General features: G+C 53.7%; 13 protein-coding genes. 9 read left to right on the top strand and 4 right to left on the bottom strand.

Going from position 1 to position 15,763, the window contains the following annotated elements:
• The first annotated feature begins 809 nt into the window (after nucleotides 1-809).
• The 5 genes from thiW (at nucleotide 810) to ACFWUL_RS11065 (ending at nucleotide 7,426) form a co-directional block, all read left to right on the top strand.
• Nucleotides 810-1,322: an energy coupling factor transporter S component ThiW gene (gene thiW, locus ACFWUL_RS11045; protein WP_416177331.1), complete on the top strand. Its 513-nt coding sequence runs from the start codon at nucleotides 810-812 to the stop codon at nucleotides 1,320-1,322.
• A gap of 297 nt (nucleotides 1,323-1,619) precedes the next feature.
• Nucleotides 1,620-3,482 (top strand): S-layer homology domain-containing protein, encoded by a 1,863-nt coding sequence (locus tag ACFWUL_RS11050; protein WP_416177332.1) that lies wholly within the window; start codon nucleotides 1,620-1,622, stop codon nucleotides 3,480-3,482.
• Nucleotides 3,483-4,351: 869 nt separating this feature from the next.
• Nucleotides 4,352-5,065: an AzlC family ABC transporter permease gene (locus tag ACFWUL_RS11055; protein WP_416177333.1), complete on the top strand. Its 714-nt coding sequence runs from the start codon at nucleotides 4,352-4,354 to the stop codon at nucleotides 5,063-5,065.
• On the top strand, nucleotides 5,062-5,403 hold the full coding sequence (locus ACFWUL_RS11060; RefSeq protein ID WP_416177334.1) for a branched-chain amino acid transporter permease: 342 nt from the start codon (nucleotides 5,062-5,064) through the stop codon (nucleotides 5,401-5,403). Before ACFWUL_RS11055 ends, ACFWUL_RS11060 begins: the two co-directional genes overlap by 4 nt.
• Before the next feature lie 730 nt (nucleotides 5,404-6,133).
• Entirely contained in the window at nucleotides 6,134-7,426 is a 1,293-nt protein-coding gene (locus ACFWUL_RS11065) for an ATP-binding protein (RefSeq protein WP_416177335.1), read from the top strand.
• A 555-nt stretch (nucleotides 7,427-7,981) separates the two neighbouring features.
• Here the strand turns inward: ACFWUL_RS11065 and brnQ are convergent.
• From brnQ to ACFWUL_RS11080, 3 genes are all read right to left on the bottom strand, one after another.
• Nucleotides 7,982-9,313 (bottom strand): branched-chain amino acid transport system II carrier protein, encoded by a 1,332-nt coding sequence (gene brnQ, locus ACFWUL_RS11070; protein ID WP_416177336.1) that lies wholly within the window; start codon nucleotides 9,311-9,313, stop codon nucleotides 7,982-7,984.
• A 233-nt stretch (nucleotides 9,314-9,546) separates the two neighbouring features.
• On the bottom strand, nucleotides 9,547-10,854 hold the full coding sequence (gene larA / locus ACFWUL_RS11075; RefSeq protein ID WP_297020562.1) for a nickel-dependent lactate racemase: 1,308 nt from the start codon (nucleotides 10,852-10,854) through the stop codon (nucleotides 9,547-9,549).
• Nucleotides 10,855-11,024: 170 nt separating this feature from the next.
• A complete protein-coding gene (locus tag ACFWUL_RS11080; RefSeq protein ID WP_416177337.1) occupies nucleotides 11,025-11,573 on the bottom strand; it encodes a helix-turn-helix domain-containing protein in 549 nt (182 codons plus the stop codon).
• A 271-nt stretch (nucleotides 11,574-11,844) separates the two neighbouring features.
• On the opposite strand from ACFWUL_RS11080, the gene ACFWUL_RS11085 reads away from it, so the two are divergent.
• The 4 genes from ACFWUL_RS11085 to ACFWUL_RS11100 all read left to right on the top strand — a co-directional run bounded on the left by ACFWUL_RS11085 (nucleotide 11,845) and on the right by ACFWUL_RS11100 (nucleotide 14,366).
• Nucleotides 11,845-12,336, top strand: a complete 492-nt coding sequence (locus ACFWUL_RS11085; RefSeq protein WP_297020558.1) for a phage holin family protein — start codon at nucleotides 11,845-11,847, stop codon at nucleotides 12,334-12,336.
• Nucleotides 12,333-12,923, top strand: a complete 591-nt coding sequence (locus ACFWUL_RS11090) for a GH25 family lysozyme (protein WP_416177338.1) — start codon at nucleotides 12,333-12,335, stop codon at nucleotides 12,921-12,923. Before ACFWUL_RS11085 ends, ACFWUL_RS11090 begins: the two co-directional genes overlap by 4 nt.
• 966 nt (nucleotides 12,924-13,889) lie before the next feature.
• Nucleotides 13,890-14,096, top strand: coding sequence for a DUF2922 domain-containing protein (locus tag ACFWUL_RS11095; protein ID WP_297020549.1), 207 nt, complete (start codon nucleotides 13,890-13,892; stop codon nucleotides 14,094-14,096).
• 36 nt (nucleotides 14,097-14,132) lie between these two features.
• Nucleotides 14,133-14,366: a DUF1659 domain-containing protein gene (locus ACFWUL_RS11100; protein ID WP_297020546.1), complete on the top strand. Its 234-nt coding sequence runs from the start codon at nucleotides 14,133-14,135 to the stop codon at nucleotides 14,364-14,366.
• A 258-nt stretch (nucleotides 14,367-14,624) separates the two neighbouring features.
• On the opposite strand, the gene ACFWUL_RS11105 is transcribed toward ACFWUL_RS11100, so the two are convergent.
• The gene (locus ACFWUL_RS11105; protein ID WP_416177339.1) at nucleotides 14,625-15,347 is read right to left on the bottom strand and encodes a cupin domain-containing protein; all 723 of its coding nucleotides are present in this window, start codon (nucleotides 15,345-15,347) and stop codon (nucleotides 14,625-14,627) included.
• Nucleotides 15,348-15,763 lie beyond the last annotated feature (416 nt).

Here is a 15,763-nt window from a genome sequence, read left to right on the forward strand (position 1 = left end):
CAGGTCCTATGCAGGACCTGCACATCTATACTGCACAATAAGACGCCTTCCTTTCGTGGCCCGGCGGTGGCGCCGAAGGTGACGGAGGTTAGCGGATGGAGGCGCCGCAGGCTGGGCCTCAATGTTTACCTCAAATCTCAATCCTGCTTTTCCCGTCACAGTCATATATCAGTGAGATCTCTCGACTCATCGAAGCTGTAGCGATTCTTATGGGCATAGTCATATTGCATATTCACACCGCTCGAGATGACGTTATACGGTAGGTGTCAGATGGCACAATAACGGAACCGCTGACTCTATCTGACGTCTGATCGTCTGACCTTCTGACATCTCCGCCGCGGAGCGGCTGGACCTCAACTCTCAACTCTGCTTTTGCGGCGAAGCCGCTGATGGATGCGCGGACAGTGGGAGCGACTTTAGCGAGAGCCCCCTCCGTCTCGCTTCGCTCGCCACCTCCCCCATAGATGGGGGAGGTCGGACATCGGCGGCGCAGCCGCTGTAAATTAGCCTCCTTCCCTGGGAAGGAGGTGGCGCCGAAGGCGACGGAGGTTAGCTGATGGAAGCGCCGCAGGCAGGACCTCAACTCTCAACTCTCTTTCCTCAACTCTATCTTTTTCGCCGCAGGCGAACCAGATTTCCTAACAGCTAGCCGCTAGCAGCTAGAAGCCCCGCACTGGTGACTCTATCCGTCAGCATGCCAATCCGCCGCGAAACGGCTGGACCTTAACTCTCAACTCTCAACTCTTTTCTTTTTCCTCCATCGTGCTATGCTATAGGAAACATGACCTGTATATCACAAGGAGGTACTCATGAACCAAAGAGATGAAAAGTCGCTGGCCTTTCGGAAATGGATTTTTTCTGCCCTCATGGTGGGGGCGGCGGTGCTGCTGTCCCCTATGTTTTCCTTTCCCCTGGGAGTGACCCGGGCATTTCCGCTGCAGCATATGATCAATATTTTCCTGGCCGTCCTCTGTGGCACCCGGTACAGTACGTCCGCCGCCTTTTCTACGGCCCTCATCCGGAATCTCCTGGGCACCGGCAGTCTCCTGGCCTTTCCGGGGTCCATGGTGGGGGCTTTCCTTTCGGGATTCCTCTACAGCCACGTCCATAAGCTCTGGGCGGCGGTGCTGGGGGAGTTCGTAGGGACATCCGTCATCGGCGGCCTCCTGTCCTATCCTATTGCGGCTCTCTTCATGGGGTCCTCTAAAGGAGCTCTCTTCTATGTATCCCTGTTCTCCGTGTCCTGCGGAGCAGGATGCATTATCGCCTTTATCGTTTTAAAAGGAATCCATGTAATTCAAACGGAATTCACAAAAGAGTGATAAAATATCGATTTTTATTCTCATTTGTGCGGCTGTAAACTGCTAGTCAGGAAGGACTTCCCGGTGAAAACCGGGAGGCCCTTCTTTTTATTATGCCCATAACTATGAGAAAATCGGCGGTAGTATGCCATTTTAGCAACTGGTGCTAATTCCTATTGACAGTACAGCAGAAATGTAGCTATAATGTTTTAGTTTTATAAGGTAAAAATTACTCAAAACGATTTGGATGTTTTATAAGAGTTTGTTTATTTGAGAATTACACAGAGAAAGCTCGAAAAGAGCTTCGGGGAGAACAAGATGAGCCATTGCCTTCTGAAGACAACACTGGCGGCTGCCCTTTTTGCAGCCACCGCATTTACCGTTTCCGCGGCCAATCCGTTTGCCGATGTGGATGATTCCTCCTGGGCTTACCAGGCGGTTTCCCAGCTGTCCGACCAGGGGGTGGTGGACGGCTATCCGGATGGCACATTCCGGGGCGACAAGAACGTCAGCCGCTACGAAATGTCCCAGATCATTGCCCGCCTCATGGCTAAGGAAAATACGCTGAATGCGTCCCAGAAGGCTACGGTGGACAAGCTGGCCGGCGAATATGCCGATGAGCTGAAGAGCCTCGGCGTCCGGGTGACGGAGCTGGAAAAGAAGACCGGCCATATTAATACGATTACAGAACTCCGGGTACAGGACGTACCCCGGTATGACAATGTATTCAAGGACAGCAAGTCCAAGCACGATGAACTGAGCCTCCGTGTCCGTCTGAATACCATTGCCAACGTGAATGACCGTACCACGGTGTACAGCCAGCTGGAGACCTACATGTCCATGAACGGCAAGGATGTGTTCCAGCCCAATAGATATGGCTACGACTCCAACGGCAACCGGTATGAACGGAATGGCTACGGCGACGGGGATTTCCACATGAACCGCCTCTGGGCAACCTACCAGTTCGGACCGAAGCAGACAGACTTCACGAACCGCCCCTTCGGACCGTCCAAAAACCTCATCGGCATCGGCCAGTTCCCGGTGAAGATGGGTGTCACCGGCTACACCTATGATGGCCAGTTCAAAGGTATCGTAGCCCAGTTCGGCGACTACATAGATGGGGGCCACCTGACATTAGCCTATGGCCGTGCTACGGATATCAACTATGACTTCACAGGACCCATGGTCCGCGGCATGCACAACATGTCTGCGCTGACGAACAGTACAGTAAAAGCTCAGCTTCTTTCTACACTGAATAATAGTGAAAAAGTGAAAAGCTTGATTGCTCAAGTAGCAAAAACCAATCCTACAGCTGCAAAAGATATGATGGAAACTATGAATAAAGCTGCGACAGCAATTGGTAATACAACTGATAATAGGACGTTACAAGCTACTGTAACCAATATTGGTAAACAACTTAGCGCCTCTGCTAACCCGGCATTAGCTGCAATTGGCAGTGAAGTGCAGGGAATTGATATTGCCAAGCTGGTAACGAACGGTATTGGTTATTACAACCTTGATAACGATGTTTACTACCCCATGGGTCAGGATGTTACCGAAAACTGGGGTGATGATGAAGATGTGCCGGTGGCTTACGCTTCCTACATTTACCGGAAGCCCCAGCAGTGGGAATTCCACGCCTACGGCATGACCGCTGTCGGACCTATTGGTCATATCTGCCGGGCCTATGGTTTTGCTGGCGCTTACTACGTCACTCCCCAGTGGCATGTACAGGGGGAATTCGTAAAGAACGTAAGAAGACTTCCGCTGAACAATGAACGGCCTTACAGCTTCAACTACGGACTCCACTACGGCACGGCGGATGTGCTGAAAGCGGGCTCCTATGAACTGGGCCTGGACTACATCTACAGCCAGGCAGGTACCTACTTTGGCGGTTCCAGCAACGATATCGTGGATCAGTACATGGGCCATGTATATAAGGACTGGCATGGCATGAAGAATGTACCGGCATACATTGCCGATAAAATGGATGCCCAGATGAATGGCACCGATTCTCCAAACAGAAACTACGGCGGCGCCAAGTTCTTCCTGGCCAAGGCGTCCTTCGTCCCCATGCGGGGCCTCCAGATCGAAGCGGACTACGGCTTCAACGCCAAGGACATGGGCGGACGGAAGATGGACAACATGTTCATGATTCGGGCTACGGCGTATATTAAATAAATCGGACTTTACGCAAAAGGCTGCAGAAGGGATGACCTCTGCAGCTTTTTTTGATGGTCCATGGCAGGGAAAGTGTGTGAACGTGTGCTGGCATTGAGCCTTCAGCCTTGAGCCTTGAGCTGGTCAGGCCCTGCGGGCCGGGAGAAGGATGAATAAGTGAGCGGTCGAACGTGCGGGGCTGCTGGCAGTATTTTTAAGAATCGAGAATTGAGCGAGACATTGAGGTTCACGGCTTCGCCGCAAATGCGCCTCCTCAGTCTGCTTTGCAGATCCTGCCTCTGCGAGGCAGATCCATCCCCTGCCCTTCGGGCTGCCCCCTTCTCTAAGGGGGCACGTACTTATGGTTATTCTCAATAGGTGAGATAATCCCAAAGCATGCAGCCCCTTAGAGCCCAGCCGTTGGTGGCTGCGAAGCAGACGGGGTTAGCCGATGGGAGCGCCGCAGGCCGGATTCATACGGCGCCAGCCGCCATGGGATAGTCCCCCTTTCTCAAAGGGGGATGTCACGCAGTGACAGAGGGATTCTGGTAGGCTCTGCGGCGAAGTCGCTGGACCTCAACTCTCAAATCTCAACTCTCAACTCTGCTTTTACCCCCCGTCACAGTCAACTATCTGAGGGATCTCTCGACTCATCGAAGCTGTAGCGATTCTTATATGCAGGGTCATATTGCATGCTTACACCGCTCGAGATGACGATATACGGTAAGTATCAGATAGTACAATAACGGAATCGCTGACTTTATCGGACGTCTCTGCCGCGAATCGGCTATTGCCCTCGATCTCGACCTCGGCCTCAATCTTCCTCTCCCCTTGCACCCTGTGCCTATCCCTATTACAATAGAACTGTTCCGTTTCATTTAGGAGGTTCTATGAGTTCTAAATCTTCCCCGGCCCTGCGGGCACTGCATGAGGCTTTCCCCTATACGCTCCCCATATTTGCGGGGTTCTGGTTCCTGGCCTTTGCCTATGGCTTTTACATGCATACCCTGGGCTTTAATTTTCTCTACCCCACTCTCATGGCCATGGTTATCTTCGGCGGCTCCCTGGAGTTCGTCACGGTGTCCATGCTTATTTCCCCCTTTGCTCCCCTGCAGGCTTTCATCGTAGCCTTGACTGTGCAGGCACGGCATCTTTTCTATGGTCTGTCCATGCTGGAGAAATACCAGGGCAGCGGCTGGAAGAAGCCGTTCCTCATTTTCTGGATGTGTGATGAAACTTTTGCCCTGAATTACTCCGCCACCATTCCCTATGACATCGACCGGCACTGGTATATGTTCTGGGTGTCCTTCCTGAACTACAGCTACTGGGTGTCCGGTGCCCTCATGGGGGGCCTCCTGGGAAATGTGCTCCACTTCGATTCCAAGGGCCTTTCCTTCGTCATGACTACCATGTTCGTGGTCATTTTCCTGGAACAGTGGCTGAAGGAGGGGAAGCATTACACCGCCCTCATCGGTTTTGTTTTCTCCATCGGCAGCCTTCTGATTTTCGGCGCCGATAATTTCATCATCCCCGCCATGATCGGTATGCTGGCGGCTCTTACGGTACTTCGGAAACCCATTGAAAAGGCAGGTGGCTTCTTATGACGGACATGCCCTTCTGGCAGCAGGTGGCCACCATCCTCATCTGCGCCGCAGGCACCATGATCACAAGGTTCCTGCCCTTTCTCATCTTCAAGCCCGGCAGCCGGCTGCCGCCCTACGTGAAATACCTGGGCAAAGCCCTGCCTTCCGCAGTCTTTGCCCTCCTCGTGGTGTACTGCCTGAAGGATGTATCCCTCCTGAAGGGGTCCCACGGCATCCCCGAGGCCCTCGCTCTCGCCCTTACGGTGGCAGTGCACCTCTGGAAACGGCAGATGCTCCTCTCCATGGCCCTGGGCACCCTGTGCTACATGGGACTGGTGCAGTATGTGTTTGTGGGGTAAGGGATAGAGTTGAGAGTTGAGGTCCAGCGGCTTTTGCCGCAGGTAAGACATCAGACAATCAGACTGCAGACATCAGACCGGAACAGCGGCTGCGCCGCATCCATCCTGCGCCTTTGGCGCGGCCCTTCTCTAAGGGCCTGCTTGGATGGGGATAGAGTAACATTGAGTAAAGAAAATTGAGATCCAGCGGATAATGGGCAGCTGATAGTTGGGATAGCAGAGTCTTCGTCGCTAATAGCAAACATCTCAGCACAAATGACGCTATCCACATAAAGCGTGCCCCCCTTGGAGATGGAAGTCCTGCATAGGACTTCCAAGTTTGGCCTGAAATACAAAAGGCGCCTTGCCTGCCCATAAAAGCGCCTTCCTTTCAGGCCAAACGGCGGCAGCCCGAAGGGCGGGGGATGGATCTGCCTCACAGAGGCGGGATCTGCGCAGCAGACAGAGGGGGCATTTGCGGCGCAGCCGCCAGGCCTCAATTCTCTTTACTCAATTCTCAAATCTATCTTTTTCGCCGTAGGCGGCCCAGCTTTCCTGATAGCTGGCCGCTAGCAGCTAACAGCCCCGTGCCAGTGACTCTTTCCATCAGCATGCCAATCCGCCGCAAAAGGGCTGGAACCCAATTCTTTCACCATAGCTGCAAAAAATGTAATTATCCATTGCTTCATCCCTACAAAAAATGTAAAATACAGGCAGATATTCCCTGCAAAAAATGGAGAAGGAGGAGCCTATGGAAAGAGCATTGATGAAAAAGCTGGTGGAGTGGAAAGATTCTCCTGTCCGGAAACCGCTGGTCTTGAAAGGGGCCCGGCAGGTGGGGAAGACCTGGCTCATGAAGGAATTCGGGAAACAATATTTCAAGAAGGTTGCCTATGTAAATTTTGACCATAATCCTGTGATGCAGCATATCTTCGACCAGGATTTCGATATCCAACGGATTCTCATGGCTGTCAATATTGAGACCGGCGTTGTCGTGACACCGGGAGATACGCTTATTATTTTCGATGAGGTCCAGGAGGCACCGGCTGCCATTTCTTCCTTGAAATATTTCTGTGAAAACGGACCGGAATATCCGGTCATTGCGGCGGGGTCCATGCTGGGGGTGGCGCTGCATGAGGGGATTTCCTATCCTGTAGGTAAGGTGAACACCCTGTCCCTTTACCCCCTGTCGTTCTATGAATTCCTCATGGCCCAGGGGGAAGAAGGTCTTGCCCGCCTTTTGGACGCCAGGGACATGGAAATGATGAATGCTTTCCATGACAAATACGTGACGGCCCTGAAGAATTATTACTATACCGGCGGCATGCCGGAAATTGTCCGATTCTTTTCAGAGAATAAGGACTACGCAGCCGTCCGGAAAATGCAGGAAGAACTGCTGGAGATGTACGAGGCCGATTTCAGTAAACATATGGATCCCCGTGAATTGCCCCGGGTCCGTATGGTGTGGCACGCCATTCCGGCACAGCTGGCTAAAGAAAATAAGAAGTTTTTCTTTGGCCAGGTGAAAAAAGGAGCCAGAGCCAAAGACTTCGAAATGGCCGTGGAGTGGCTCATGGATTGCGGCCTTATTACCCGGGTGAACCGTGTCACAAAACCGGCAGTACCGTTGAAGGCTTATGCAGAAGAAAATGCCTATAAGTTGTACTTCCTGGATACCGGTCTCCTGGGGGCACTGAGCGGGCTCGATGCGAAATCCATTCTGGAGGGGAACCGGATTTTTACAGAATTCAAAGGAGCCCTGACGGAGCAGTATGTTTGCCAGCAGATGATTGCAGACAGGAATATGGATCTTTTTTATATGCTTTCGGAAAGTGGTCGATACGAGATTGATTTCCTGGTCCAGCATGAAGGAAATGTGGTACCCATTGAGGTGAAGGCAGGACAGACAGTTCATGCGAAAAGTCTTCGTTCCTATTGTGAAAAATATGAGCCTTCCCTGGCCATACGGCTTTCTATGAATCCCTGCGAGAGACAGGATCGCCTGCTCAATATGCCGCTCTACGGGGTGCACTGCCTCCTGTAGCGCTGTATGACTGGGAAAAATGAATTGGGTGAAACATTAAGGCTCCGCTGCTTTGCTGCAGTTAAGACATCAGATAATCAGACGACAGATATCAGACCGGATCAGCGGCTTTCGCCGCATCCATCCTGCGGCTTTGCCGCAGCCCATCTCCAAGGGCCTGAATGCTAAGCGTTTATCACACTCAATGAGAATAACGGTAAGCAAGTGCCCCCTTAGAGAAGGGGGCGGCCCAAAGGGCAGGGGATGGATCCGCCTCGAAGAGGCGGAATCTGCACAGAAGACAGAGAGGGCATTTGCGGCGCAGCCGCCAGGCCTCAATTCTCTTTACTCAATTCTCAAATCTATCTTTTTCGCCGCAGGCGGCCCGGCTTTCCTGACAGCTAGCCGCTAGAAGCTAAAAGCCCCCGCACAAATGACTCTACCCATCAGTATGCCAATCCGCCGCGAAGGGGCTGGACCTCAAATCTCTTACCTCAATTCTCAATTCTTTTATTTATTCCATACAAAAACCGCGTTGAAAAGATTGTTTTTCAACGCGGTTTTTCATTTTATCTTCTATTCTTCCGCTGTCCCATGGTCCAGGTTTTCCAGACGGTCCCAGATGATGCCGAGGATGAGGCCTGCGGCGAAGAAAAGGATCCAGGTCATGTTGGAGGAAGCCAGGGGCAGGGTTTCCATGAACTTTGCCAGGGCCGGGATGGCAAGGCCCGCTGCCTTGAGGCCGTCGTTCAGGGCAGGGACGAAGGTGAAGACCGTGGCCAGAACGTAGACCTTCCGGCTGCCGTGGAAGAAGTCGTTGAGGAAGGTGAGGAGAATGAGGCAGATCGCCAGGGGGTAGAGGAAGAGGAGCACCGGAATGGCCCCTTTGATGATGGAGGAAAGGCCGAAGAGGGCGACGCCAAAGGACAGGATGGTGAAGAAGGTGGCCCAGGCCTTGTGGGAGAACCGGGGCACCAGCAGGTTGAAGTAGGCGGCGCAGGAGGCGGTGAGGCCGATGGATGTGGTAAGGCATGCCAGGACCACGATGATACCCAGGATGATGCTGCCCAGATGGCCGAAGTAAAATGTAGAAGCGCCTACCAGTACGGGGGCTCCATTTTCCATGTGCCCCAGCACGGACACCGAGGAGGCGCCCAGGGTGCAGAGGGCGGCGTAAACCAGGGCCATGAAGAAGGTGGAAATGAGGCCGGACTTCAGGGCGGCGCCGGCGATTTCACGGCCCGACGTAAGGCCGTAGAGCTTGATGGACTCCACCACAATGACGCCGAAGACGAGGCCCGCCAGGCAGTCCATGGTGTTGTATCCTTCCAGCAGGGCGGAGGAGAAGGCCTTCACCGGCGTGTCATAGGCGGCGGTGGGTGCCATCCATTGGCCCATGGGGTGGAAGAAGGAAGCGGCAATGAGGAGGAAAAGGAAAATCAGGAGCAATGGGGTAATGCATTTTCCGATACGGGGTACCAGCTTTGAGGGGCTGATGGAAAGGTACCAGGACAGGAGGAAAAAGAGGAAGGCGAAGATATAGAGGCCCACATCCTTCATTTCCGGTGGCAGGAAGGGGGTAATGGCGATTTCATAGGACACCGTAGCCGTACGGGGGGTGGCGAAGAAGGGTCCGATGGTGAGGTACAGGGCGCAGCTGAAAAGGACGCCGTACACCGGATGCACCCGGCCCGCCAGTTCTTCCAGGTTCTTTCCGGAAAGGCAGATCGCCAGCACCGAGGCGAAGGGAATGCCTACGCCGGTGATGAGGAATCCCAGAGTGGCGTACCAGGTATTCCAACCGGAATTCTGTCCCATGAACGCAGGAAATATAAGGTTTCCAGCACCAAAAAAGAGGGCAAACAGCATGAGCCCTATAGCGATAAATTCATTCGATGATTTTTTCATAAGTTCCCATTTCTTTATTTAAATCTTTCAAAACATACCCTACTATTTTAACACAAATGGGGGAGAAATGCTAAGAAGATAGAAGCTAGCAGCCCCCGCCCGTTCGTACGTATACACATCTATCCGACACCCGGCCAATGCTCAATGCCCCACCTGTACGGCCTCATGCTGCGACACCGGTCAGGACAGAACGCAAAAAACCGCAGGGCCGAAGCCCTGCGGTTTTGATTTCCTTATTTCTTCAGGAACGGTACGATGGCGCTGCCGTGGGGGATGATGTTGATGGAGTAGTCCGTCTTCCCTTCCTTTGCCAGCTGCGCTTTGGCCAGTTCCCAGGCTTCTTCTACGGAAGCTACGGGAATCTGGTGGGTCTTTTCCCGGAGGATGTCGAAGTTTTCCGGCCGGGTGACGATGTATACCGTGTGGGTCATGGCGGTAATCAGGTTTTCAAAGGCCACGAAGAAGGGAATGGTGAAGCAGGCGCGGAGGCCCTTTTCCATTTCCGTGAGGTCCTTGTACTTGAAGCTGCCCAGATAAGCCGGGGGTTCCATGATGTCTTCCGCCTCAATCATGGTGATGATGATACCGCCTTTTTTCGTGGCAATTTCTGCGGTGGTGTAGCACTTGGTGCCCTGGTAGAGGTTCGTGTCCTTCGGATAGCCGCCGGCAGATACGATGGTCACGTCGGCCTGCTGTTTCATGGGGACCTTCTGCATGCGGTAGGTTTCCTTTGTCCCTTCCAGCCATGCCTTGTAGGGATCGCCGCCTACCATGGAGGAAATCTTTCCTTCCTCATTGATGATGGAGTGCACCAGGAAGCAGGGGTTCACCATGTCGCAGGCTTCCTGCATATCTTCGGACACCGGGTTTCCTTCGATTTTCAGGAGCTTCGCATCGGGGTTCAGGCCGCTGCCCAGGGTGGGTCCCAGGGCGTGGCAGTGGTTCTGCTGGACCGTTTCGAAACCGGCAACCCCCGGAAGGATGAGCTTCCGGCCGCCGCCAAATCCTGCCATATCGTGGGTGGATACGGCGTTGATGAGGATGACCTTGTCCGCTTTTGCTACTCGGGTGTCGATCCAGACGTCGGTGCCCAGTTTCGTGGTACCCATGTGGGTGAGCATGGATTTGTCTGTGGAAATATGCTGGTACATCCTGATGCGTTTGGCCACTTCTTCGCCTACGCAGGTCACGTTTTCTTCATCCGTGTGGGGACGGTGGGTGCCCTGGGCGAAGACGATGTAAATGTCCTCATCCGGCACGCCGGCCCGGTTCAGTTCATTCACCACGTGGATGGTGAATTCGGAAGCCCGGTTCCAGGCGCGGGTAATGTCCGCCACCACCAGGCATACTTTGTCCCCCTTGTGGACTACTTCCGTCAATGGCTTGGAGCCGATGGGGTGCCGCATGCACTCCAGGGTGGCTTCCTTCACGTCACAGGCCGGAGTGGGTACACCCTCCAGCACATCGGAAATATGTTCTTCCGGAAGCATGACAGACTGCGTTCCGCGGCCATAGGCCAGTTTGAATTCTTTGAGACCCATACGATATCCTCCCTGCTGCTATCCTTCTAGGAAACCGGATCATATCCGGTGATTGATTTCTTTCTATTATATTACAGCGCCGGTCTTTGTGGAAAGGGGGGAAGAAGGGATTGGGGCTTTACAGGCCCGGGTCCGGACAGTTAAAGCCCGGCCGTTGGCCTCTTTGCACCTCAGTCCCCGGTCCCCATTTCCCTGCGGAGCCGCTGGAGGAGATGGTCCCGGCTGCGGTAGTAGGAGGAACGGCTCATTCCCGTTTCCGCAAGGATCCGGCTTACTTTCTTCCCCTGGAGAAGGGCGTCCAGGATTTTTCTTTCGTCCGGTGAGAACTCCAGGGCGCCCAGGGCCCGATGGAGGGCTTCCAGGGGAGATTCCCGGCCACAGGGGTCTTCCATGGGCCTGTCCTCTTCTTCCTTGTGAATTTCGTGACTGCTCTTCTCCACGGCCTTCCGGATCATCCGGGTCTTCGCCCAGTACAGCCGCTGCCTGATATACCAGGCAAAGTAGATGCCCTTTTCCCGGTCAAAGTCCCGGAGGGCCTCCAGAAAGACCACCACCAGGTCCTGCCGTATGTCTTCCCACTCCATCCGGGTCTCTCCGGCCGCCAGACGGCGGAAGAGGGGCTCATAGCGGTGGATGAGGGCCATCACCGCCTCCTTACTGCCCTTCTGGGCAGCTTCCAGTAATTTCTTTTCTTCTTCATAGTTCTCCTGTCTTTTCATGATTGCCTGTTTCCGGCATGCCTTTTTTATTTCCGCGGATGATTTAAGCATAGGGAAACTATGGATAGAACGCAAGTTCGCTTACAGGGCGCAGAAGGCGTGATTCCAGCCCTTACAGGGTCTGTAAGCCCGGAAAAAGACCTTACAGGATCTGGCACACTCCCTTTTCCCGGTAAGGCGGCAGAGGTAAAAGAAATATTTCCTTTGGGACATCCTTTCCGGCAGGGGGACTATACAGACAGGAAATAGCTGCTGCGAAAGGAGAGTCATTATGAATCATTTACTGGAATCCGGGAAGGACCTGGCCAGCTGCTTTCCCCTGAAAGTGACGGGGTCCCTTCTCTTCCTGGTGGCTGCCCACCATGCCCTTATGTTTCTCTGTTTTTCCCTGCTGGTGCTGCTGGACCTTCTCACCCGGTGGTTGGCCATTGCGGCGTCCCTGCTCCGGGCGGAGGGGAAGAAGGAGCCCTCCCTTCTGGCCATGGCGGAGGCCATTCCCCGGGCCCGGAAGCTGGGCCTCATCCGGAGCCGGATCATGAAGGAACGGGGACTGTCGAAGCTGATCCTCTACAACATCTGTGTCCTGGCAGCGGGGTGTGCGGATTACCTGCTCCAGTCTTCCGGACAGCCTTCAGACATGGTATCCCTGGCCATCAGCTACCTGGCGGCGTCGGAGGCCCTGTCGGTGATTGAGAACCTGTCGGAGGCGGGCTTTACGTCCATGGCCCTTCTCCTCAAACGGCTGAAGGGGGTGGGAAAATGAAGTGGGGCATCGATGTATCAGAGCACAATGGGTCCATTCCCTGGAGGGCCCTGAAAAGGGGAGGCCTTTCCTTCGCCATCGTCCGCCTGGGCTGGGGACAGGTCCATATGGACGAATTATTCTATGAAAATATCAACGGCGCCCTGGCGGCGGACATAGAGGTGGGAATCTATTACTACAGCTATGCCCTGACGATGGAGGCGGCGGCCCGGGAAGCCCGGTTTGCATCCTTCGTGCTTCGGGACTGTGGCCTTTCTCCGGCGTACCTGCCCATGGGCTGCTGGCTGGATATGGAAGATGCAGACCGGTATAAGGAAAAGAATGGTCTCACCGATGGCCAGGTCATCACCGCCATTTCCGCTTCATTTCTGGAAGAAATGAAGAAGGAAGGATATTCCTGTGGTATCTATGGCAGCTGGGACTGGCTCACCCATAAGATCCACGTGCCCTCCCTGCCGCCGGGGACACCGGTGTGGTGTGCCCAGTGGGGCAGGGAATGCAGTTATCCCGGCGCCTCCCTGTGGCAGTTCACCAATGCCCTGCGGTTGGAAGGAATGGAACTGGACGGGGATATTTGTATGGATTAATGAAAAGGAACCGAGAAAGAGTGCTTTCACGGTTCCTTTTCACTTTGACGGCTGATGGAGATCGTGTAACTGAGTGTTATGCGAACAAGCGAGGGCTTCTGGCTTCTAGCTGTTAGCTTCCAGGAAAGCTGGTCAGCTTGCGGCGGGAAGACAGATTTGAGAATTGAGTAAAGAGAATTGAGGCCCAGCGGCTGCGCCACAAATGAACTCTTTTTTAGCTGGATAGGCCCTTCAGGCCAATTTCCATCAGTTCTCCGACGGCACCCCTCCACCGCTTACGCGGTCCCCCTCCCTCGATAGGGGGAGAGAAGAAACTTGCTGCCCCCTCTGGGGTGGCAAGGGAACTGGAGTCACAGCAGCGAACATGATTTGAAGGAGCGTAGCGACGCGCAAATCATCGTGAGTCGCTGATAGCCGTGCTGCAGGGAGCCGCAGGCGACTGAGAATCCAGTGACACGCTTCCTCCGGTGGTAAGCGCCGTAATGATGTAACATATAAAAATAGAATGTGAGATAGAGCCCCAAGATCTCCCAGATAGATGCCTCTGGCGGCCTTACAACGCTAAGTACGGTTAAAAGCCCTGTATTCCCGAAAGCAAGAAAGATTTCTCGACTCATCGTAGCTGTAGCGATTTTTACCTGTACAATCATTTTGCATGCTGCCACCGCTCGAAATGACGTTATGGGGTAGTTACCACCATTACTAAGTTAGCAAATTATCATTAGCACAAATATGATTGAGACAAGACACTAGCAGCCCCGTGCCGGTGACTCTGTCCATTAGCATGCCAATCCGCCGCGAAGCGGCTGGACCTCAACTTTCAACTCTCAACTCTATAAATTTCCCGGGACACTTTCTCCTCTCCCTGCACTATATAGACAGAGAAGCGAAGAGAAAGCCCGGCGCGCGGGGGCAGATCGGAAACTTCTCCCCTGATTCCACTGTTTATAAGAAAGGAAAAAACCTATGAAGAATCTTGCACTCGTATTCAAGACCAGCGGTAACTCCACCATGACCATCACCATTGCCAGCCCAAAGGAAAATGTGACCCTGGATGAGGCGAAGGCGGCAGCAGAGAAGCTGATTCCCATCCTCGTCACCAACGCCGGCGCCGATGTGGTAGCCCTGGACAGGGCCAGCGTCATCACCACTTCCTCCGAGGATCTGGCGTAAGAGACTGGTTAGTTGTAAAAAAGAAAGGAACCTATTATGGCAGCAGTAAAAGCGATTTCCGATGTGAAACTTCAGGTCCGTTTCAATAACGGCACCACCGCCTCCGGCAAGGCAGCCGTGAAAACGGTGACCCTCTCCCAGGTGAAGCTGGACGCTACGGACCAGCAGCTCCTGGATGCAGGTAATGCACTGGCCGGCCTCTCCTCCCTCACCCTGAACGGGGTCAGACGGGTGGATACCGGTGACCTCAGTGACGGTGCCGGCGCCTGAAGCATGACATAAGAAAAAGCACGGACCTTCGGGTTCGTGCTTTTTGCCGTGTAAAAACAGAGTTGAAATTTGGGGTTTAATTGAGGTCCAGCCGCTGCGCCGCAAAAGACGTCAGACTGCAGACATCAGACCAGCGGCTGCGCCGCAAATACCCCCCCTCAGGCTGCTTCGCAGACAGCTCCTCCCCAGTGGAGGAGCCAGGTTTCCCGCGGCGGAGACGCTAGAACTCAACTCTCAACTCTCAAATCTCAACTCTGTTTATTTGTCATAAATAATGAGACCCATGAAGATGAGGTCTTCATCGCCAATGTTTTCCAGGCCGTGGCGGTCACCGTTCTTGCAGAATGTGGCATCCCCGGGGACCACTTCGTAGGTGCTGTCGTTATCGGTGTAAAGGCCATGGCCAGAGAGGATGTAGTAGATTTCCCCATCCCCTTTGTGCTGGTGGACCCCCATGGAGCATCCTTTGGCCAGGGTGCATTTCACGTAGAGCCGGCATTTGTCCTTCAATACGTCCGGTCCGGCGATGGGTTGGAGAATGATGCGGCCTTTGCCGCCATTGGCATGTTCAATGATTTTGGGTGGCAGTTTTTCAAGCATAGGAGTTCCTTCTTTCTTTATAACCGGGACAGGATCTGTATCATAAATGACCAGGCCTATCATGACGAGGTCTGTATCCTCTGCGTTTACGATGCTGTGGCTGTCGCCATTTGGGCAGAACAGGGCATCTCCGGGGCCGGCGTCCCAGTGGCCGGCTTTATTGGTGTAGAGGCCATGCCCAGAGAGAATGTAGTAGATTTCTTCATCTCCCCGATGGGGATGGAACCCGATAGAGCAGCCTTTCTCCACGGTACGCTTCATATAGAGCCGGCATTTGTCTTTCAATATGTCCGGCCCCGCAATGGCCTGGAGAATCACGAGGCCGTTGCCGCCGTTGAAATGGTCCACTTTTTTGGGCGGCGGGTTTGTGAGTTTCGGCATAGGATGACCTTCTTTCTTTAACGCAGGGCATGTGAAGGTATGCTTACGGGTAGAGCCGCCAGCACGGAGCTGCTGGCAGCCAGGAAAGCACGAAAGCCTGCGGCATGGATGACTGACAGTCATAGGGAATAGAAAGCGCCGCAGGCCGATCCGTTTTCCTGAAAGCTAAGGGATGACCGCCAGAAGCTCTGTGCGAATGATTCCAGCCGTAAACATACAGAAGCCCCTGATCGTCCTTTTCACCATTTTCCCACAGTTGAAGCTGAAAGACAATGGGGAAATCATTGTATCGGGAATGACACAGGGAAGCGCCGCAGGCTATTCATCTCGGCCTCGATCTCGATTTTATTACTATACAGGATAATATTTTTTCCCGGGCCCTGTGGGAATGATATAATGAAATAGGAATTTTTCAT

Origin of the sequence: Dialister sp., from assembly GCF_047832375.1 — a bacterium.
In the GTDB taxonomy this organism is placed as follows: domain Bacteria; phylum Bacillota; class Negativicutes; order Veillonellales; family Dialisteraceae; genus Dialister.